Below are 18,694 nucleotides of genomic sequence, written 5' to 3' on the forward strand. Positions count from 1 at the left end.
TACCTCACCGAGCACGTGTGGGCGTCGTGGCTCGCCGTCACGCTCGTCACGACGCTCGCCCTGCTAGCGCTGCGGTGGTTGCTGCTTGCCCTCGGCTGGGGGAGGCTCGGCAGGCGGGACAGCACCGGGGCGGCGATACTTTGCGTGGGGCTTAAAGAAGTCGAAGGGCTCCGTGTCCGTGTGCGCATCGTCGACCACGACCGGATTCGGGCCAGGGTGAGCTGCCCACCGGGGGCCGACCTCGGGAGCATGGTCGGACGCCTCGACCGCGACGTCGTGGCCCGCCTCCGGCGGCAGAGCGGCGACGGCACCCTGCCCGCCGTGATCCGCCTCCACGTGCGCTCCCGCTGACCCGCGCCGCCGCTCGTGCCGTCCGCGGCGCCTGCCGCTCTCACCGAGCGCGAGCCCGGCGGCCAGGCAGGCCAGGGGGATCGACACCACGGCATATCGGTGGTCGAAGGCCGCGATGAAGGGCGGCAGCACGGCGAGCACAAGCGCCGCGGAGTACGGCATGAGCACCGCTCCGCCGAGTCTGCGCCACCTGACCAGCACCCCCAGCAGCCCGACGGCGAGCAGGGCGGCGAGCATCGGCCCCCGGACGAAGACGTAGTCCTGATAAGTGCGGATCCATCCGGCGTAGGGCTCCACCATCCGCGGCGTATCGCTCTCCCCCTGATAGGCCCGGATCAACTCGTCGGCGGTGCGCCCCTTGGACGCGGGCTGGTCCGAGAGGGGCCGGACCTTGTCGGGGAAGACATAGGAGGACTGCGGCCCGGGGGTCGGATAGACCCGCCGCTCCCAGGTGAAGACGTGGCCGGCGTCCACGAGCCCCGCCCGCAGGAAGTCGAGCGGCTGAGCCAGGATGGCCTGGCGCGCGAACGCCCCGGCCAGCCTGTCGCGTTCCACCCACTCAAGCCCGGTCTTGTTCAGCGGCGACTCGCCGTCCCAGATGTAGACCGGTGGCGGCTTCCGCGCGCTCACCGGCTCGGCCGGGCAGAGTACGGCCTCGGGCCCCGTGGGCCGGATGACCGAACAGTCGGCGAAGGTCATGGTGCGTGCCCAGAGGAAGGCGTTGCCCCGGGTGAGGCCGAAAGAGCCATGGGTGGCGTTGAACCACGCCATGTATCCCACGAGCAAGACCGCGCTCGCCGTCGCCGCCGCGGTGAACGCGAGCCAGGGGCGGCCGCGCTCCCCGGCGGGTGCCCGCCGGCCGGCGAGGCCGTGCAGGAGCAGGCAGACCAGCACCACGGCGATGAGCGGCAGCCCGATCGTGCGCGTGATCGTGGCCAGGGCGAGCAGCACCCCGGCGAGCAGAGCGGGGACGATGCGGGGCCGGTCGTGCCACATGAGCAGAGTGACGGCGAGGGTGACCAGGAACACGAACAGCAGGTCGGCCATGACCAGGTGTTCGAGCTGGAGGAGGTAGGCGTCGGCGAGCACCGGCAGCGTGATGAGCGTGGCCGCCCACCCGGGTAAGCGGGTGCGCCTGCGGAGCAGGGCGTAGACGCACACCGCGACGGCGAGCCCCAGCAGATGCTGGACGACGGCGATGGCGGTGACACTGCCGAGGGGCTTGAGCGCCCACAGGAAAAGCGAGTAGCCGGAGGGCCTGGACTCCAGCGGCTGCGGCGACAACGCGGCGCCGAGGTAGGCGAACGAGTCGGCCCAGAACCAGATCGCCGGCCTGTAGCCGAGGATCGCGGCCGCCCGCAGTCCCGCCGCGAGGAAGAGCACGATCGCGAATATCCAGTGTCGGCGCAGGCCGGTGAGAACCGACACCTCCACCTCCCTGCCGCTGGACGCCAGCCGATTGCCCATCCTAGGCAACACGGACCACGGATGCCTGGGGGGATTTCGCTCGGACACCCGCTCCTATTAGGGTGGTCGCAAACACCGACAAGCCTGCGCGGGAGAGCGCCCTGGCACCCAGTCCAGGGCCCCTGAAGGAGCAAGCCCTCCCCGCGAACCTCTCAAGGCAAAGGACCGCGTGGGTAAAGGTGGCCTCTGGAAAGCAGACTCAGTAGAGCCTCGCCGAAGGTGAAAATCCAGTAAAAACTGGGTGAAACTCTCAGGCACACGTGACAGAGGGGGAGGACTCCGACATCTGTCCCTGTCTGAGGTGTGATCATGTCCAAACCCACGCCGCTTCGTGGCATCCACGAAGACCTCGGCGCGACGCTGACCGATTTCGCCGGATGGCTGATGCCGCTGCGCTATGGCAGCGAGTCGGCTGAGCACAACGCGGTTCGCCAGGCGGCCGGGTTGTTCGACCTCTCCCACATGGGGGAGATCTTCGTGACCGGCCGGGAGGCCGGCGCCGCCCTCGACCACGCCCTCGTCGGCTGGATTTCCGCCCTGGTGCCCGGCCGCGCGCGCTACACCATGATCTGCGCCCAGGACGGCGGCATCCTCGACGACCTGATCGTCTACCGTCTCGGCGACGAGGAGTTCATGGTCGTCGCCAACGCCGCGAACTATCCGATGGTGGCCGAGGAACTCACCAAGCGGGCCCAGGGCTTCGCCGCCGAGGTCGAGGACCGCTCCCACCACTACGCGCTCATCGCCGTTCAGGGTCCGCAGTCCCAAACCCTTCTTTCGACCTTGACCGACGCCGACCTTCCCGGCCTTAAGTACTACGCAGGACTACCCGGCACCGTAGCCGGGGTGCAGGCGCTCATCGCCCGCACCGGATATACGGGCGAGGATGGTTTCGAGCTGTTCGTCGAAGGAAACGAAGCGGTGAAAGTGTGGGAGGCGCTGACCCGCGCGGGTGCGCCCTACGCCCTGCGACCTGCGGGTCTGTCCGCCCGCGACACCCTTCGGCTGGAAGCGGGCATGCCCCTCTACGGCAACGAACTGTCCTCGGCACTCACCCCGTTCGACGCGGGACTCGGGCGTGTGGTGAGGTTTGACAAGCCGGGTGACTTCGTCGGCAGGGCCGCCCTTGAACCCCTCAAGGACGTCCCGCCCCGACGCCGCCTGGTCGGATTGATCGCGACCGGTCGCCGCGTGCCCCGACACGGCTACCCGGTGGTGCTCGCGGGCGGCGGCGACGTCGTCGGCGAGGTCACCAGCGGCGCTCCTTCGCAGTCCCTCGGCAAGCCCATCGCGATGGCATATGTGGACACCGGGGCGACCGGAGACCTCGCCGTGGACATTCGAGGCACCCACGAACCGGTGGAACGGGTAGAACTGCCCTTTTACAGGAGGAACAAGTGAGCAGCATTCCCGACGAGCTTCAATACACCAAGGAGCACGAATGGGTTGGCGGGCTTGACGACGGCCGCACGGTGACCGTGGGCGTCACCGAGTTCGCCGCCCAGGCTCTGGGCGACGTCGTCTTCGTGCAGCTACCCGAGGTGGGCACGAGGGTCGAGGCCGGTGACTCCGTGGGAGAGATCGAGTCGACCAAGTCGGTCAACGACCTCTTCTCCCCGGCGGATGGCGAGGTTGTGGAAATCAACCCCGTTGTCGTGGACGACCCCTCCCTCGTGAACAGCGATCCCTATGGCGACGGCTGGATGTTCCGTATGCGTGTCGACAACGACCCCCAGGACCTGCTCAGCGCGGAGGAATACACCGCGCTGACCCAAAGCGAGTCCTGACCTTCGCTCGTCCGCCCGCCGGTCGCGCACCGGCGGGCGCGGACTCCCCCCGCAGGAAAGGCGCACCACTGTGGCGATCAGCGTCTTCGATCTTTTCAAGATCGGCATCGGCCCCTCAAGCTCGCACACCGGCGGCCCGATGGCCGCCGCCCACAAGTTCGCCCGCGGCCTCGCGGACGACGGACTTCTAGCGACCACCGCCCAGGTCGAGGTGATCCTTTACGGCTCACTCGGCCTCACCGGCAAGGGGCACGGCAGCGACAAGGCTGTCCTGCTCGGGTTGTCCGGCGACAAACCCGAGCTTGTCGACGTCGACACGGTGGACGAGCGCCTGGCCGCCATGCGCGCCTCCGGCACCGTCACGTTGTACGGCAAGCACGAGATTCCCTTTGTCGTCGGCGAACACCTGATCTTCGAACGCAAGATCAGCTTGCCGCACCACCCCAACGGCATGCGATTCACCGCCAAGGACGGCGGCGGCCGGCCGATCAGGGAGAAGATTTACTACTCGGTCGGCGGCGGTTTCGTGGTCGACGAGTCGGCCACGGGAGCCGACCGCATCAAACCCGACGACACCGTGCTGCCCTACCCGTTCACCACCGCAGCCGAACTGCTCGCCCACTGCGGCGAGACCGGGCTGTCGATCTCCGGGCTGATGCTGGAGAACGAGCGGGCCTTCGGCCGTACGGAAAGCGAGATCCGCGGCGGCCTGCTCAAGCTGTGGCACGTCATGTCCGAGTGCGTGCGCCGCGGCTGCTCGCGTGAGGGGGTGCTGCCCGGCGGCCTCAAGGTCCGGCGGCGCGCCCACCAGATGCACCGCAGGCTGCAGACCGAGTCCGCGGAGAAGGACCCGCTGCAGACCATGGACTGGGTCACCCTCTTCGCCCTGGCCGTCAACGAGGAGAACGCCGCGGGCGGCCGGGTTGTGACGGCCCCCACCAACGGCGCGGCGGGCATCATTCCCGCCGTGCTCACCTACTACGACAGGTTCGTCCCCAAGGCCGACGACGAGGGAGTCATCCGCTTCCTGCTGACCGCCGGAGCCATCGGCGTGCTGTTCAAGGAGAACGCCTCCATCTCCGGTGCCGAGGTCGGCTGCCAGGGCGAGGTCGGCTCGGCCTGCTCGATGGCCGCCGCGGGCCTCACCGAGGTGCTCGGCGGCACCCCGGAACAGGTCGAGAACGCCGCCGAGATCGGCATCGAACACAACCTCGGCCTCACCTGCGACCCCATCGGCGGCCTCGTGCAGATCCCCTGCATCGAACGCAACGCGGTCGCCTCCATCAAGGCCATCACCGCCGCCCGCATCGCCCTGCGCGGCGACGGCCGCCATCATGTCTCGCTGGACAAGGCTGTGCGCACTATGAAGGCGACCGGGGCGGACATGCTCAGCAAGTACAAGGAGACCTCCCGCGGCGGGTTGGCGGTGAACATCATCGAGTGCTGACGGTTGTAGGCCCTGACCAGCGCTTTCTCGCCTTTCGGCGCTGTCGGGGCCCTCCCCGCTCGCATAGCGGAAAATCCTTGATACCGGCCCGCACAGCTCACAGGGCCATCCGAATCGTGTTGTGGCCCCTCGTAGGGAGATGAGGACACGCCGCGCCTACCGGAAATCAGGATCCAGCCGTCGTTGTGACCCCTCGTAGGGGCCTCGTAGGGGAGATGAGGACGGGAAAGCCAGTACTCGACCCGGGCGGGAGAGCTGCGGTCGTAGGGGCCTCGTAGGGGAGATGAGGACCCCAGAGTAAAGCCGCTGCACGCAGGCGGTGGGGTCGATGCGTTTCGGTCTGGTTTTCAGCGGACCTCCGGTAGTGCGGCCGAGCCCGGTGTGTCGCTGAAATCCGTCGCTGTGGTCTGGTCAGGGATCAGGGTCACAGGATATCTGCGGGCTCGGGTTCGGTGGCCTCTGTGTGGACCGTCGTGGACTTCCTCCGGGGGAGGCGCCGGAGCAGGGCGTGCGCCGCCGGCGCCGCCCGCCGGTCTGGCCTGGTCACCGTGTCGCCCCACCGGCGTGGGTGTGAGGGGGAGGATCCGTGATCTTTGTGACGAAGGTGCCCTTGCAGGGTTGGGTGCGGACGCAGGATGCGTCGCGGAGAAGGGCTATGGCAGCGCGTGCGGTGTTGCGGGCGACGCCGTACTCCGCGGCCATTTCCACCTCTGTGGGAAGGCGGTCGCCCGGTCGCAGGTCGCCTCGCTGGATCTTGCCGAGAATATCGTCGGCTATCCGCTCGCATCGCTGCGCTGGGCGGACCCTGGGAGCGCTTGGCGGGCCGACATAGGAGGCTTCGGTGCGGACGGTGTAGACAAGGCCCTGTTCGCGGAGAAGCGCCACCGCCTGCCGTACGGTTGCCCTTGATGCACCGTAGTGCCGGACCAGTTCGGACTCCGAGGGGATGGGGTGTCCGGGGAGGAGATTCCCAGCTCGGATGTCGACTGTGATCTGGTCTGCGATCTGTCGGTAGATCGGTGCGGAACGCCCCCCGCCTTGGGGCGCGTCCACGGGTGGAGGCCTCATCTTTGAAGTGCTGACACGATAAGGTGCCGCACCCTGCGATAGTCGCCGGGCTTGGTGAAATGGAAGCCCGCCTTGAGCGGCAGCATGGACACGATGAAGATGCGGCTGCGGCGGCCCACGACGACCGTTGCCACCTTTCGAACACCGACGACGACTTCCAGTTCCATCGGAGGGGGCATGTCCCCTGAGTCCGTAGAAGGAAGCGTCAGCACTGCTGTGAGCCGATTGGCCCATAGCAGGCGTTGTACCACTTCCAGGTCGCTTCTCTGCGTATCCAGCATTTCCGAGCTATCTGGCTTTCGTGGAACGGGTATGGTCCTAAACCCCATGGGGATCGCACTCCCTTGCGATCAGAACCCGCCTGGTCGCACTACCGGACGGGTCCGCTGTTTTCAGGAACCTCGCTCCCATGAGCGTTGCACTCCGGATCTTGACGCGGAAGGGGTTTGGCATTAACCATTCCACACAGGTCTGTGAACGCGTGTTAGTGACCTGTGGAGGCCACGGTGCAGTCGGAGAACTCCCACGACACACCTAAATCACCGAGAGCTAGATGGGCTCTTGAAATGCGCAAATACCGCGAAGCTGCTCAAGTCAGTCAAAGATCTCTCGCGGCCAGAATTGGGTGGTGCTCAGGGTCGTGGGTTTCGATGGTGGAGACCGGACATCGGAGGCCAACACGTGAATTCGCGCAAGCTGTGGACGGGATCTTAGGACTAGGGTCCGTCCTCACCGATCTTTACGATGAGATCGAAAATCTTCCTGTGCCTGAATGGTTCCGACCGTGGGTTGAGATTGAGCAGGATGCGATGGTCCTGCGGACTTGGCAACCGCTAGTGGTGTACGGCCTGCTCCAAACAGAGGCCTACGCCAAGGCGCTGATGTCAGGGGAACCGGGAGTAACGGACCATCAGCTCAATCAGAATGTGTCCGCTCGCCTAGAGCGGCAGCAGGTGCTACGCCGTACCCCGCCGGTTGTCGTGTGGGTAGTGCTCGACGAGGGCGTGCTCACTCGTTGTGTAGGTGACCCGAATGTGATGGCAGGGCAACTGCAACACCTCATCGAAGTCGCGCGGCAACCGCACATCACGCTGCAGGTCCTCCCAAATGCTTCCCGGGTGACGACGGGGCTAAATGGCGGGTTCGTGATCGCTGAGGGCCAGGGGGCTGCGATGGTGGGGGCCTGGCGAGAGAGCTCCGGCGAAGGACAGTTGGTCGACAGGGCGAAGGGCATTAGAGACTTGAGCTACATGTACGAGGTGATTCGCGCTGAGGCGTTGGCGCAGCGTGCATCCTTGAGAGTCATAGAGGAAATGAGGGGTCGATGGCTGGCGGACCAGAGCTAGAGAACGCAAGCTGGGTGAAGTCGTCGTTGTCTGGAGTCAACGGTGATTGTGTCGAGGTAGCGGTGCTGTCCGATGGCCGGAGAGCGGTGCGTGACAGTAAGCAGCCTGAAGGCCCCGAGCTGATCTTCACACCCGGTGAGTGGTCGGCCTTCATCGGCGGGGTCAAAGACGGGGAGTTTGACTAGATCTAGGAGACCAGGTCCCCGAGAACGGCGGAGAAAACCTCGGGGGCTTTGTCACTTCTGTGTGATTGCGGGCCGTCATTCAAGGGAGGGGGCGAACATCCTCAAGCAAGCACAAGGAGACCTCCTGCGGCGGCCTCGCGGTCAACGTCATCGACGTGCTGAGGCGACAGGCCCTGACCAGCGCTTTCTCGTCTTTCGGCGCTGTCGGGCCCTTCTCTGCCTGCAGAGCGGAGAATCCTTGAGAACCGGCCCGCGCAGCTCACAGAGGCCAACCGAATCGTGTTGTGGCCCCTGGTAGAGGCTCGTAGGGGAGATGAGGACTTGGACGGATGACCTACATGCAGGACATCACTCGGAAGTTGTGACCCCTCGTAGGGGAGATGAGGACGTCCTGCTGATCGAGGAGTTCCGAAGCACCAACGATGTTGTGACCCCTCGTAGGGGAGGTGAGGACTCGCCTACTCCAAGTCCGACGCGATCGACGTGCTTGAGTTGTGATCCCTCGTAGGGAAGATGAGGACAGTGGGTGGGTCGGTTACTGCTCCAACTGGGCGGGTTGTGACCCCTCGTAGGGGAGATGAGGACTCCATCCTCTGTGCCCAGCCACCCCGTGGCTGTCCATGTTGTGACCCCTCGTAGGGGAGATGAGGACCCCAGAGTAAAGCCGCTGCTCGCGAGCGGTGGGGTCGATGTGTTTCAGTCTGGATTTCAGCGGACCTCCGGTAGTGCGGCCGGGCCCGGTGTGTCGCTGAAATCCGTCGTTGTGGTCTGGTTGGGGAACAGGGTCACAGGATATCTGTAAGCTCGGGTTCGGTGGCTTTCTATGTGGGCCGTTGCGGAGTTCTGCTGGGTGGAGGGTCCGCCGGAGGTGCGGGAGCAAGGCGTGCGCTCCGGCACCGCCCGCCGGGTGCCGGTCTGGTTTGATCACCGTGTCGCCGCACCATGGTCACGAGAGGGAAGCTCCGTGATCTTTGCGACGAAGGTGCCCTTGCACGGTTGGGTGCGGACACAGGATGCTTTGCGGAGAAGGGTTATGGCGGCGCGTGTGGTGTTGCAGGCGACGCCGTACTCCGGGGCCATCCCGACCTCAGTGGGCAAGCAGTCGCCCCCGCTTTCTGATCTAGTGCATACGTTCGAGGCGATTCGCTCGGATGCTCTCACTCGCGCGGGCTCGTTGCGAAGGATTGAGGAGATGGTGGAGCAATGGGCGACCAAGAGCTAGCAGCCGCGACGTGGCGGAAATCCCGTAGTTCGGCGGGAAACGGCAACTGCGTTGAAGTTGCCTGTCTCGGCGACGGCGGGAGGGCTGTTCGAGACAGTAAGAGCCCCGACAGGCCCAAACTGGTCTTCACGGCCGGGGAATGGGCCGCCCTTGTGGCAGGGGTCAAAGACGGAGAGTTCGACTAGCGCCGAAGCCCCTGGGAGTTCTCGGGGGCTTCGTCCTGCCCCGCCGCTTGGTCGAGAGTCGGTCGACTGACGTACTGCTCGGTGTACTCCCCGGTGGGTGGGGTCGGGGTGATGACGTCGATGAGCACGCCGGTGGGGTCGGTGACGATGAAGTGGCGCTGGCCGAAGTCCTCGTCCCGCAGTGGCAGGGCGAGGGGCAGGCCGGCCCGCGTGACGAGTCTTTCGTACTCCGCGTCGACGTCGTCCACCTCGAAGTTGAGCAGCAGGCCGCGCACGGGCTCGCGGTATCCCTCGGGGATCGTCGGATGGGTGTGATCGAGGATCGCGAGCTCGTAGTGCGGCTTCTCGGGGAGGACGAGGCTGATGTACCAATCCGAGGTGAAGGTGGGCCGGAAGCCGAAGTGGGTGGTGTAGAAGTCGCGCAGTTCGTCGATCCGTGACGTGGCGATCACCGGGTAGAAGCCGGTGGGGTTCATGACGGCGCCTTTCGAGAGAGTTACATACCGTCGGTATGCGTCGCTAAGCTAAGACGCATACCGACGGTATGTCAACATGGGGAGAGGCGTACGGTGGCCCAGGCATCGCGGACCAAGGAGGAGCAGCGCCTGTCGACCAGGCGGGCGCTGGTGGCGGAGGCCAGGAGGCTGTTCGCGGCGCGCGGCTACAGCGCGGTGAGTCTCGCGGAGATCGTGCGGGGCGCGTTGGTGACGAAGGGCGCGCTCTACCACCAGTTCGAGAGCAAGGCCGACCTGTTCCGCGCCGTCGTCGAGCGGGTGCAGGAGGAGGTCGGCGCCCGGGTGGCGGCGAGCGCCGAGGCCGTGGACCACCCCCTCGGCAGGCTCGTGGCGGGCTGCGAGGCGTTCCTGCTCGCCGGCCGCGACCCCGAGGTGCAGCAGATCATGCTGATCGACGCCCCCGCCGTTCTCGGCTGGAACGAATGGCGCGCCATGGACGAGCGGCACTCGGCCCGGCACCTCACCGAGGCGCTGACGCACCTGGTGGAGGCCGGCGTCATCGCCGAGCAGCCGATCGAGCCGCTGGTGCGCCTGCTCTCGGGGGCGATGAACGAAGCGGCCCTGTGGCTCGCCCGCAGCTCCGATCCCGGTGACCTGCGGGCCACCGTGTCCGCGCTCACGTCGATGGTCGAGTCCCTGCGCCGGAGCTGAGCCGGCCCACGGGGCAACCTCCGGGCGCTTGAGCGGGCTGGCTCCTCACCTTTGCCGAAAGGGGTACTAAGGGGCGAACGCTCCGGTCGCCACACCGTACAAGGGGAAGGGAAGCCCGCTTCCCAGAAGCAGGCCACCTGCTCCCCCGTTCGTCTGCGAGGTTCCGGTGAACGGGCGAACGCCCAGTTCAAAGGCTGGTGAGTCCCTCGTAGGCTCTGACCCGGGATCTGGGAGGCTTGGCGTGCCGCCGTCGGCACCATGCCTGAGGAGAACCCGTGACCAGGTTCGACGGAAAACCTCGTGACGCTGACGGATGCCACCCATCTGCGTGAGTAAGGCTTTGTCACCGGCTACGCTGAAAGTGCAACTCAGGTGACGCGACCGAAAAAGTCGAGCGACGGTGAGCGTGGACCTCGAACATGAGCCCATTCATGACCTTGCCCACGGGCCATCCGGTTGGCCGAGGAAACTCAGCACGCCGCTCAAGTGCTCGAACGCCGCTTGGAGGCGCTGGAACGCCGCACCGGAACCGCTCGCAGAGCCGAACGCATCCTGAGTACCGCCGTCGGCATGCGAACCCGCTTGGGTCAGGATCGGCTCTCCATTGAAGACCTGTACAACCCCAACACCGGCCTACCCGCGTGATTATCGATTCCAGCGTCCTCATCGCTGTCGTCAACGGTGAGCCCGAGGCCATCCAATTTGCCCATGTCATCGCCGCCCCGTATGTGGTGAGGACCGGAAGCGGGTGGGTGACTGCAACTGCTGAATTCCGCTGTGACCCCTCGTAGGGGAGATGAGGACGCGCGCGGAGTATCGCGACAATGTCCCTCTGGCAGTTGTGACCTCTCGTAGAGGAGATGAGGACGGGAGCAGCTCCGAGACATCCTCGCCGAGTACGCCGAGTTGTGACCTCTCGTAGGGGAGATGAGGACCAGGCAGGCCGGTGACAGCCTGGCCGACGGCACTCCGTTGTGACCTCTCGTAGGGGAGATGAGGACGTGAGGGTACATGGCCGGACGGTTCAGGATCTATGTTGTGACCTCTCGTAGGGGAGATGAGGACCCTAGAGTAAAGCCGCTGCTCGCAGGCGGTGGGGTCGATGCGTTTTCGGTCTGGTTTTCAGCGGACCTCCGGTAGTGCGGCCGAGCCCGGTGTGTCGCTGAAATCCGTCGCTGTGGTCTGGTCAGGGATCAGGGTCACAGGATATCTGCGGACTCGGGTCCGGTGGCTTTCCATGTGGGCCGTTGCGGCGTTCCGCCGGGTGGAGGGTCCGTGGGAGGCGCCGGAGCAGGGCGTGCGCCGCCGGCGCCGCCCGCCGGTCTGGCCTGGTCACCGTATCGCCCCACCGGCGCGAGCGTGAGGGGGAGGATCCGTGATCTTTGTGACGAAGGTGCCCTTGCACGGTTGGGTGCGGACGCAGGATGCGTCGCGGAGAAGGGCTATGGCAGCGCGTGCGGTGTTGCGGGCGACGCCGTACTTGGCGGCCATCTCCACCTCTGTGGGGAGGCGGGCGCCCGGTTGTAGTTCGCCTCCTTAGATCTTGCCAAGAATGTCATCGGCTATCCGCGCGCATCGCTGCGCTGGACGGACCCTGGGAGCGCTTGACGGGCCGACATAGGAGGCTTCGGTGCGGACAGTGTAGACAAGGCCCTTTTCACGGAGGAGCGCCACGGCCTGCCGTACGGGTGCCCGTGACACTCCGTAGTGCCGGACCAGTTCGGATTCCGGGGGGATGGGGTGTCCGGGGAGAAGATTCCCGGGCTGGATGTCGGCCGTGATCTGCTCTGCGATCTGCCGGTAAATCGGCATAGAACGACCTCCGACATCGCTCTGACGGGTGTGAGTTGAAGGTGTGATCGGCCTGGATGGCGGACGGGGAAGACAGACGGCCGAATGCCTGATGCACAGAAGCCTCGGCTACGCGGCCTTCCTGAGCGCTTCCGCGAGCGGGTGAATCACCTCTGCAGTGCTGACACGATCAGGTTCCGCACTTCGCGATAGTCGCCGGGCTTAGTGAACCTGTAGCCCGTCTTGAGCGGGAGCAGAGATACGATGAAGATGCGGCTGCGGCGGCCCACGACCACTGTCGCCACCTTGCGAACGCCAACGACGACTCCTGATAAGGATCTTTCATTCGTCCCCCGAGGCTCCACACCATGCTTTGGTATCGAGCCCGTCGAAATCCAGGCTCCCGACTCGGCCGTCAGAGGGAGGGATCGCCCGTCCCAACAGGTGTGCGGCGCGATCACGGAGAGGAGCAGCCAGGTCGAGGTTATCATCACGGGCATTGAACTCCAGGAGTTCGGTGATTACGGCCAGTTCAGCGAATCGGCCTGCGGGGGTGTCCAGTAGATGAGCGAGCCGGTCGCGAATGCGGGCGGCGACAGCGGGGACGAGCAGGCTGTAGCTGTGCAGGACGGCGGCGTCATAGCCGGTTGGGGCCAGGCCCCATCCCTCCCAGTCGAGAACATGCAGGGTAGGGGCGCAGAGATTGGCAAAGTGGAGATCGCCGTGGGCGGTGGACCACGACCTGACGGTGGTGTCGACGGGGGTGCCCAGGAAACGGGGCATGGCGGAGTCCAGGTAGGCCTGGCCTATGGTCACACGGCCGGTTGCGATGGGGGCGATATCTGCCAGCACGACCTCCAGTGCTGTCCACCACGCGGAGGGCAGGTGAGGTGTCGAGCGCAGTACGGCGGTCGGCGACGCGAGTTGCACGGTAACGTGGTCATACAGCTCAGCGCGGTAGCGCCACGAGGCAGGGGTCCAGTCGTAGACGTTGCGGAGCCGGGGACGCGGCACGGAAGCAGGGAGGATCTTGTCAGCCTCCAGAGTGCCGTTCCAGAACGTCATGTTCGTCTGATCGGCTGAGATGCAGGCCAGGCGCAGCCAAGCTGGCCCCTCCGGCGCCGAGACGGGTCGGCTCAGCGTCCTGCCGCGCCAGCCCCACACCTCGTGGGTCTCGGCCTCAAGTAGTACGCCCATGACAGCGCGAGCGTGGCGGTGCGCGTTTCGCATACGGTCTGCGACGGCGATGTCTTCCGGTGCGGGAAACATCTGTCCTCTCCTGTGCGGGCCGAGCATGTGCGGTCAGTGGGTCTCCATAGCGGGCGGCGGACCCATAACGGCCTCGTGCGCGGCGTGGGCAAGGATGGCCTGGGCTCGGCACGGCAGACCGAGACGGTTCCAGTGGAAGATCACGTGGTGGGCCAGGACATCACGTATGCCGCGATGGATGCCTTCCTCACCAACGGCGTCATCGAGGCGTTGGCCTTCACGGTAGAAGGCGGCATTCCACGGCCTTGCGAACGCCAACGCTCCGCCAGGGCCGAACAGAGGGCTCGTCTGCGTAGTCATCAGTCGTCGGATGCCGTCGACCATGCCGGAGATCTTTTCGGGAGGAACATCGGCTGGTAGCGGTCTCAGGCCTGTCACGCGGTGCCAGATGTCGCCTTGCTCGTGCCATTCCTGGCTGGCGGCGCGGAACAGGACGCTGCACAGCGTCATTGATAACTCCCTGCGGCCAGCAGTACGTTCGGCCTGCCCGAGACGACGGCATCGGTGCAGATAGTCCAGGATGGCGTGGCTGTCGGCGTGAAAGAGATCGTGGGCGATGCCCATTCCGCGGGGGCCACCGAACGCGCAGACCTCCGGCTCGTAGATGCCAGTGGCCCTGCCAGCGAGGTGCCCGGCTGCAATGAGGCCGTCCAGATGGGTGTCTACAACCGCTCGAAGCTCGGCGAGCGTCGTCGCGGGGGTCAGCCGAAACCGCAGTCGCCAGCAGGGTGCCTTACGGATGAACCACCAGGCCGCGATCAGTTCGGTGGCGTGTGCCTGCTCTACAAGAGGGCGCAGGTGCATGGCCGCGACGGTTTCAGCGTTCGCCCAATTGGAGAACTGGATCCGCACCTGGTACCAGATTCCGACAGTGTCGGTGTGGGTGCGGAGCGCAGCGGTTCCAGCGGCTTGGTACACCGCGACGGCTGCGGAGAGTTCGGAGGGACTCAGTCCGGCTTGTCGAGCGACCTGAATGAGGGTAGCGCCGCTCAGCACTGCGAGAACCGCATCCACGGTCTGATCCGATTCCAGGGGTGCCCTCGCAGTTGGGTTCATGCCGGTCTCCTTCGGCGAGGTGTGGGTCATATGAGCAGGCAGGCATCCCAGCCGGAGACCGGCGGTGTGGTGCGAGCAGCGGTATGCAGGGCCAGGTCGAGGCCCGCGTCGCCGTCGAGGAACCCGCATCCCCGCTCGTGCACGGGTCGACTGTGCGCGACGACATGGTCGGTTAGATAGGGCAGGTGCGCACCGATCTCGGAGGTGCGGGCATCGTGGGCGGCCCGCCAAGAGGTCTGAAACAATCCCGCCCAGCCATGGCACAGGCCGGTATTGGTGAGGCGTGCGAGCTGCCTGCGGTCGGACAGACAGTGGGCCAGTGCGTGCTCGGCCTTGTCTTGACGCTGAATGTCGCCGACGGCGAGGGCGGCCAGTTGCTGCGCGCGTGCCAGCCCGGGAGTGCCATAGCACCAGCTCAGCCGCAGCGGTCCCTGCTGGTGGCTACGCCCGGCGGCCACTTCCTCACGGGTGATCCACTGTGGCCACCACGAGCCCGTCCCGCTAGGCCCATCATGACGCCAGGTGTCCAGCCACGCGCAGATACCGTTCACGCCTTCGGCCTGGCCGCCCACGCTGACGCCGCACCGGAGCGCCCGAGCCATCAGCGCAAGTGGGCCTGAGATGCCGTGAGCCATACCGAGGTTGGCATGGCCACCGGGGAAATCCGCTGAGATGCCCCCGCGTGGGCCGTGTTCGGTCCACCAGCCGGGAAGTCGGTCCGGGTCGCCCGGTAGCGGTTCGGTGAGTCGCACTAGATACTCCAGCACGTCGCGAAGGAGCCTACCGGTGGGGTTGCGCAGCAATAGATAGGTGCCCAGGCCCGTGAGTCCGTACAGCAGGTCGAACTCAGCGACCCGGGGACGTTCGCGACGGTCGATGCGCGCGTGCGCCCGATCGAGCCGTACCTGCGTCAAGTCGGCGATCTGTCCGTCGAGAGCCTGTAGAGGCGCGGCATAACGGCCGGTGCCGGCATCTGCCGTATGCAGAACGAACGCGACGGCGGGAGCGCCGACGAACAGCGAGGCGTCAGTAGTGGCCATGAGGGCATGGCGGGTGATCCCGGTCAGAGCAGAGTGGATCTGGTGCCAGGCTCCAGTTCCGTTGTGGGCTCGTTCGATGTGCACGAGGATTTCGCCTAACGGGCCATCAGCCAGGGATTGTGCCCGCACGTTCGTTTCGGCTGCGGCTGAAGAGCGAGGCATAGGAGTCACCGGTGGGTGCTCTGCGCCTGGGCGCAGAAGGACAGGGCGACCGTGCGCGCCAACCTGGTACAGGCATACTCGTCCTCCTGGTCGGCCCCTGCCATCCGGTTGTGGTGGAGGTGCAGTAGGGATCCCAGAGCGTAGTCCGGATCGATGTCGCTGCGCACCCGAAGCTGGTCCCGGTAGTAGGCAGCCGCGTGGCGACGCGCTGCCCAGGACGCGAGGACCTCTTCACCGCCCGGCAGTTGGCGTAAGGCCGCGAAGTTCCCTCGCGGGTCGGCCACACGCCGGGCCTCTTGATGGAGCGAACGTGGCGGGCGAACAGCGGAACTGTTGGATAGATGATCGACCAACCAGCGCATCGCGGCGTCGACATCGCCGATGAAGGCGATCGCAAGATCGATGAAACTTGCCGCTGTGAGCACCTGCCGATGGCCGACACCGGGATGGGTCAGCTGCGTGACGGCTGTGGTGGAGTCGGCGGCGAACAGGCCTTCTGCTGCTCCCATGGCCGGGCCGGTTCCAAAGCGGCCCGTCTCCGGGACATAGGTGTCCCAGGCCATCCGGTTGATCAGCCCAAGCCGCCGCAAAGTTGCTGCCCAGGCACCGACCTGCTCGATGACCTGGGTGAACATGGCAGGGGTGGGCAGCTGGATGCGTAGTCGGAGGTGATCTTCCGGGTCGCGGTAGCGGACGAACCACCACTGCGGCGGTACCTGACCGGCGGCCAGGAGCTCCGGGAGGTGGGCGGTGAGCAGAGGTGTCTGCATGTCGCGATGGCCGTAGAGCTTCGCGAAAGCCCAGGATGAGGCCCCTGGAAGGTGCCCATGATCTCGGCGAATGACTGCTACCGCACTCCTTGGGCGGGCCGGTGCGGGCGGACGGGTGGATGCGAGGGTCACAGTGATCTCATGTGCCCGCCCGTCGAACCATCCGTAGGCCGCCTGCTCGGGTGCTTCTCGCAAGGTGGCGTGCCCGGCGCGGGTGAGGTCGGCGCGTAGAAGTTGAAGGTGGGCGGACTCTTCCAGGTTCAGTCTCAGACAGCGGTCGTCGTCGCCGAGCAGGACCGCGCCGGGGGTACCATGCCGTCGCTGCCACTTGTCCAGGGCCTTTCTCCACTCGTCCCACGAGGCGTCCACTGCGGGCAACTCGGAGGCTTGGAGCCTCCAACGGGCGGGTGACAGGATGCTGCGGCCGTAGCGGATACGCGGTAGGTAGGGCAGGTGGCGTGCGGCACCCCAGGGGAATGCACCAAAAACGGCGGTATGGGCGCGCGGCAGTTCACTCAGGAATCTGGCTAAGGGGTGTGCGAAGTTGCTCGCCTCGACGGTGTTGAGGACGGCAGGCTCGATGGTCTGTCCGGTGGAGATAGACACCAGGCGGAACCGGTGGGGGTCGGCGGTGACGGCCAGATCGCTTAATGCGAGGGCGGGAAAGTCGTTGTACTCGCCGACGCAGATGAGTGTGGGCCACGTCCTGGGGGCGCGACTGACGTTCTCAGTCCGGGCATGGAGGGGCGGGCTGGAAAGGTGAGCGTGCAGCGCACCCTCGGTCAGAGTCGGGAGTTCGGCGTAGGAAGTGAGGAACCGCGCGCGCTCGGGCGGGCTGAGCAGATCCAGGAACCGGCCGACCGATGCGCCGGCGGTCGAGGTGAGGCTTGCGACGACGAGAGTAAAGTCGCCGCCTTGAAGGGCTTGCCGGGTCGGGGCATGCAGGTGGAAACACAGATCGAGATGAGGCGGCTGCGTGATGTCGTCGCGGAGTGTCAACTCCTTCACCAGGTGATCCGACAAATTGAGCTCGCGTGCGCCGTCCAGGGCGCTGCGCTGGGCGATTGCCAGGAGCTGTTCGTCGCGGCTGGTCAAGGAGCGGGCAGGCGGCTCCCGAAGTGAGCTGCGGTATCCGGCGGGAAGGCCCAATCCGTAGTGGGGGTCGGTGAGGTTGAGCACCGGGACCAGCGCACCGGGCCCGTAGCGGTCTAGGAAAGCCGCATGATAGGCCAGCCATCCGGGAGCCCCGGAGGGGTAGGAGGTGAGGCGGGTCAGCGCCGCCGCCGCTCGCTCCGCTTCGTGGGCCACCGCCTCCGGCAGCACCAGCTCGCAATCCAGGTGCAGATCCACAGTCACGGGGTGATCGACAATGGTCGACAGCGTCCTCATCGTCTGACGCGCCCGGCCCCGCAAGTGCCTGTGCTCCGCGGAGGTCGCCCCGACATGCCGGTCCAGGGCCGTTTGAACCTCGCGCAGGGTGTGGATGGTGGTGGCCAGGCGGGGGATGTTCTCGGCCTGTGCGGCGGCGAGCTGGCGGTTGAGATGGGCCAGTCCGTCCACGACCGTCATCGGCGGGTGCAAGACGGTGAGCAGGATACGTGCGGAGACCAGTCCGGCCAGCAGCTCGTCGATCGCTGTGGAGGAGCTGTGGGGGTAGGCGGCAGCGAGCTTGCCGGACAGCTCGCTGAACGCGATGGGCGTCCTCGCGGCCTCCACGAGGGTCCGCAGAGCCGGGGTATGGCGGACCTTCACCTGCCGCGACCGGCGCGGGCCGGTGGCGGGTGGTGGTTGCTGGAAGGCCACGACGAGGAAGTCACCGCAAATCACGTGGGTGGGGTCGACCACCACATGGAGGCGGTGCAGCAGGTCCGGGCACGCTTCTAGCTGGGAGATCACCTCGGCCAGCCAGGCGGCGTCCGCCCGAGCGACGGGACGGTGGTCATGCCCCCATCGCAAGGCAAAACGAGAGCCGAAGTGAGCGGGGGCGATGCCAGCGAACAGGCCGAAGGGGGTGGAGCGATGGCGCATGCGCAGCAGATAACGGGCCAGGGACACCGCAGCGCTGTGGACTTGACGGGGCTCTACCGGATCGCCTGCGCATATCGCACTGATGCGGTCGGCCAGGCTGGGGGTGGCCACCTCGATGGCTTCGGCCACCCCGGGGGCCGCCCACGCCTGCCTCATCCACCACTGCGGCCACTGTACATCGCTGTCGGCTGACGTTGACAAGTCAGGCCACGCCGGCTTTGGATACCCGCTGCGGTATGCGGGTGCTCGGATGATCGCCGCGTCGACGTGCTTGTACATCGGCGGTCCCTTCTCACGCGTGCGGGGAGGTGTCCGGCGTCAGAGGGCACCTCCTCTGACGCCGGATCACCGCTG

16 protein-coding genes, 1 pseudogene, 2 CRISPR repeat arrays and 1 riboswitch are annotated in these 18,694 nt (G+C 66.2%); of the genes and pseudogenes, 7 read left to right on the forward strand and 10 right to left on the reverse strand.

What is annotated here, in order from left to right:
* Nucleotides 1–63: 63 nt before the first annotated feature.
* Entirely contained in the window at nucleotides 64–1,779 is a 1,716-nt protein-coding gene (locus tag Ssi02_RS07700; RefSeq protein ID WP_239128678.1) for a hypothetical protein, read from the reverse strand.
* Nucleotides 1,780–1,897: 118 nt separating this feature from the next.
* Nucleotides 1,898–1,996, forward strand: a riboswitch (glycine riboswitch).
* Between the two features lie 131 nt (nucleotides 1,997–2,127).
* Between Ssi02_RS07700 and gcvT the strand changes: the two genes are divergently transcribed.
* The 3 genes from gcvT to Ssi02_RS07715 all read left to right on the forward strand — a co-directional run bounded on the left by gcvT (nucleotide 2,128) and on the right by Ssi02_RS07715 (nucleotide 5,052).
* Nucleotides 2,128–3,219, forward strand: a complete 1,092-nt coding sequence (gene gcvT / locus Ssi02_RS07705; RefSeq protein ID WP_204022665.1) for a glycine cleavage system aminomethyltransferase GcvT — start codon at nucleotides 2,128–2,130, stop codon at nucleotides 3,217–3,219.
* The gene (gcvH, locus tag Ssi02_RS07710) at nucleotides 3,216–3,605 is read left to right on the forward strand and encodes a glycine cleavage system protein GcvH (RefSeq protein ID WP_204022666.1); all 390 of its coding nucleotides are present in this window, start codon (nucleotides 3,216–3,218) and stop codon (nucleotides 3,603–3,605) included. Before gcvT ends, gcvH begins: the two co-directional genes overlap by 4 nt.
* 70 nt (nucleotides 3,606–3,675) lie before the next feature.
* A complete protein-coding gene (locus Ssi02_RS07715) occupies nucleotides 3,676–5,052 on the forward strand; it encodes an L-serine ammonia-lyase (RefSeq protein WP_204022667.1) in 1,377 nt (458 codons plus the stop codon).
* Nucleotides 5,053–5,595: 543 nt separating this feature from the next.
* On the opposite strand, the gene Ssi02_RS39755 is transcribed toward Ssi02_RS07715, so the two are convergent.
* Nucleotides 5,596–6,120, reverse strand: coding sequence for a GntR family transcriptional regulator (locus tag Ssi02_RS39755; protein ID WP_373870095.1), 525 nt, complete (start codon nucleotides 6,118–6,120; stop codon nucleotides 5,596–5,598).
* The gene (locus Ssi02_RS07725) at nucleotides 6,117–6,287 is read right to left on the reverse strand and encodes a hypothetical protein (RefSeq protein WP_204022669.1); all 171 of its coding nucleotides are present in this window, start codon (nucleotides 6,285–6,287) and stop codon (nucleotides 6,117–6,119) included. The genes Ssi02_RS39755 and Ssi02_RS07725 overlap by 4 nt, the downstream gene beginning before the upstream one ends.
* Before the next feature lie 399 nt (nucleotides 6,288–6,686).
* On the opposite strand from Ssi02_RS07725, the gene Ssi02_RS07730 reads away from it, so the two are divergent.
* The 3 genes from Ssi02_RS07730 (at nucleotide 6,687) to Ssi02_RS07745 (ending at nucleotide 9,058) form a co-directional block, all read left to right on the forward strand.
* Nucleotides 6,687–7,466 (forward strand): helix-turn-helix domain-containing protein, encoded by a 780-nt coding sequence (locus tag Ssi02_RS07730; RefSeq protein WP_204022671.1) that lies wholly within the window; start codon nucleotides 6,687–6,689, stop codon nucleotides 7,464–7,466.
* Entirely contained in the window at nucleotides 7,445–7,651 is a 207-nt protein-coding gene (locus Ssi02_RS07735) for a DUF397 domain-containing protein (protein ID WP_204022673.1), read from the forward strand. Before Ssi02_RS07730 ends, Ssi02_RS07735 begins: the two co-directional genes overlap by 22 nt.
* Before the next feature lie 358 nt (nucleotides 7,652–8,009).
* Nucleotides 8,010–8,303: a CRISPR direct-repeat array (repeat unit 30 nt; unit sequence GTTGTGACCCCTCGTAGGGGAGATGAGGAC).
* 551 nt (nucleotides 8,304–8,854) lie between these two features.
* Nucleotides 8,855–9,058 (forward strand): DUF397 domain-containing protein, encoded by a 204-nt coding sequence (locus Ssi02_RS07745; protein ID WP_204022678.1) that lies wholly within the window; start codon nucleotides 8,855–8,857, stop codon nucleotides 9,056–9,058.
* Here Ssi02_RS07745 and Ssi02_RS07750 read toward each other — a convergent pair.
* Nucleotides 9,055–9,534 carry a VOC family protein gene (locus Ssi02_RS07750; protein WP_204022680.1) on the reverse strand — a complete coding sequence of 160 codons (480 nt, stop codon included), beginning with the start codon at nucleotides 9,532–9,534 and terminating at the stop codon, nucleotides 9,055–9,057. The genes Ssi02_RS07745 and Ssi02_RS07750 overlap by 4 nt on opposite strands.
* A 93-nt stretch (nucleotides 9,535–9,627) precedes the next feature.
* On the opposite strand from Ssi02_RS07750, the gene Ssi02_RS07755 reads away from it, so the two are divergent.
* The gene (locus Ssi02_RS07755) at nucleotides 9,628–10,224 is read left to right on the forward strand and encodes a TetR/AcrR family transcriptional regulator (protein WP_204022682.1); all 597 of its coding nucleotides are present in this window, start codon (nucleotides 9,628–9,630) and stop codon (nucleotides 10,222–10,224) included.
* Nucleotides 10,225–10,998: 774 nt separating this feature from the next.
* Nucleotides 10,999–11,289: a CRISPR direct-repeat array (repeat unit 30 nt; unit sequence GTTGTGACCTCTCGTAGGGGAGATGAGGAC).
* A 267-nt stretch (nucleotides 11,290–11,556) separates the two neighbouring features.
* Here Ssi02_RS07755 and Ssi02_RS38580 read toward each other — a convergent pair.
* The 6 genes and pseudogenes from Ssi02_RS38580 to Ssi02_RS07780 all read right to left on the reverse strand — a co-directional run.
* Nucleotides 11,557–11,745 (reverse strand): annotated as a pseudogene (locus Ssi02_RS38580) (GntR family transcriptional regulator); the annotation flags it as partial.
* A 15-nt stretch (nucleotides 11,746–11,760) separates the two neighbouring features.
* Nucleotides 11,761–12,036: a winged helix-turn-helix domain-containing protein gene (locus Ssi02_RS38585; protein WP_239128681.1), complete on the reverse strand. Its 276-nt coding sequence runs from the start codon at nucleotides 12,034–12,036 to the stop codon at nucleotides 11,761–11,763.
* Nucleotides 12,037–12,357: 321 nt separating this feature from the next.
* Nucleotides 12,358–13,284: a phosphotransferase gene (locus Ssi02_RS07765; protein WP_204022685.1), complete on the reverse strand. Its 927-nt coding sequence runs from the start codon at nucleotides 13,282–13,284 to the stop codon at nucleotides 12,358–12,360.
* A gap of 33 nt (nucleotides 13,285–13,317) precedes the next feature.
* Complete coding sequence (locus Ssi02_RS07770; protein ID WP_239128682.1) at nucleotides 13,318–14,340, reverse strand: thiopeptide-type bacteriocin biosynthesis protein; 1,023 nt, start codon at nucleotides 14,338–14,340, stop codon at nucleotides 13,318–13,320.
* 26 nt (nucleotides 14,341–14,366) lie between these two features.
* Nucleotides 14,367–15,542 carry a lanthionine synthetase C family protein gene (locus Ssi02_RS07775; RefSeq protein ID WP_204022688.1) on the reverse strand — a complete coding sequence of 392 codons (1,176 nt, stop codon included), beginning with the start codon at nucleotides 15,540–15,542 and terminating at the stop codon, nucleotides 14,367–14,369.
* Between the two features lie 5 nt (nucleotides 15,543–15,547).
* On the reverse strand, nucleotides 15,548–18,496 hold the full coding sequence (locus Ssi02_RS07780; RefSeq protein WP_204022691.1) for a lantibiotic dehydratase: 2,949 nt from the start codon (nucleotides 18,494–18,496) through the stop codon (nucleotides 15,548–15,550).
* Between the last annotated feature and the right edge of the window lie 198 nt (nucleotides 18,497–18,694).

The organism is Sinosporangium siamense (assembly GCF_016863435.1).
Lineage (GTDB): Bacteria > Actinomycetota > Actinomycetes > Streptosporangiales > Streptosporangiaceae > Sinosporangium > Sinosporangium siamense.

What these genes read in the sequence shown, in the direction of transcription:
- gcvT (WP_204022665.1), top strand. Translation starts at nt 2,128, where the DNA reads ATGTCCAAACCCACGCCGCTTCGTGGCATCCACGAAGACCTCGGCGCG.
- Ssi02_RS39755 (WP_373870095.1), bottom strand. Translation starts at nt 6,120, where the DNA reads ATGAGGCCTCCACCCGTGGACGCGCCCCAAGGCGGGGGGCGTTCCGCA.
- Ssi02_RS07725 (WP_204022669.1), bottom strand. Translation starts at nt 6,287, where the DNA reads ATGGAACTGGAAGTCGTCGTCGGTGTTCGAAAGGTGGCAACGGTCGTC.
- Ssi02_RS07730 (WP_204022671.1), top strand. Translation starts at nt 6,687, where the DNA reads ATGCGCAAATACCGCGAAGCTGCTCAAGTCAGTCAAAGATCTCTCGCG.
- Ssi02_RS07735 (WP_204022673.1), top strand. Translation starts at nt 7,445, where the DNA reads ATGGCTGGCGGACCAGAGCTAGAGAACGCAAGCTGGGTGAAGTCGTCG.
- Ssi02_RS07745 (WP_204022678.1), top strand. Translation starts at nt 8,855, where the DNA reads ATGGGCGACCAAGAGCTAGCAGCCGCGACGTGGCGGAAATCCCGTAGT.
- Ssi02_RS07750 (WP_204022680.1), bottom strand. Translation starts at nt 9,534, where the DNA reads ATGAACCCCACCGGCTTCTACCCGGTGATCGCCACGTCACGGATCGAC.
- Ssi02_RS38585 (WP_239128681.1), bottom strand. Translation starts at nt 12,036, where the DNA reads ATGCCGATTTACCGGCAGATCGCAGAGCAGATCACGGCCGACATCCAG.
- Ssi02_RS07765 (WP_204022685.1), bottom strand. Translation starts at nt 13,284, where the DNA reads ATGTTTCCCGCACCGGAAGACATCGCCGTCGCAGACCGTATGCGAAAC.
- Ssi02_RS07770 (WP_239128682.1), bottom strand. Translation starts at nt 14,340, where the DNA reads ATGAACCCAACTGCGAGGGCACCCCTGGAATCGGATCAGACCGTGGAT.
- Ssi02_RS07775 (WP_204022688.1), bottom strand. Translation starts at nt 15,542, where the DNA reads ATGCCTCGCTCTTCAGCCGCAGCCGAAACGAACGTGCGGGCACAATCC.
- Ssi02_RS07780 (WP_204022691.1), bottom strand. Translation starts at nt 18,496, where the DNA reads ATGAGGCAGGCGTGGGCGGCCCCCGGGGTGGCCGAAGCCATCGAGGTG.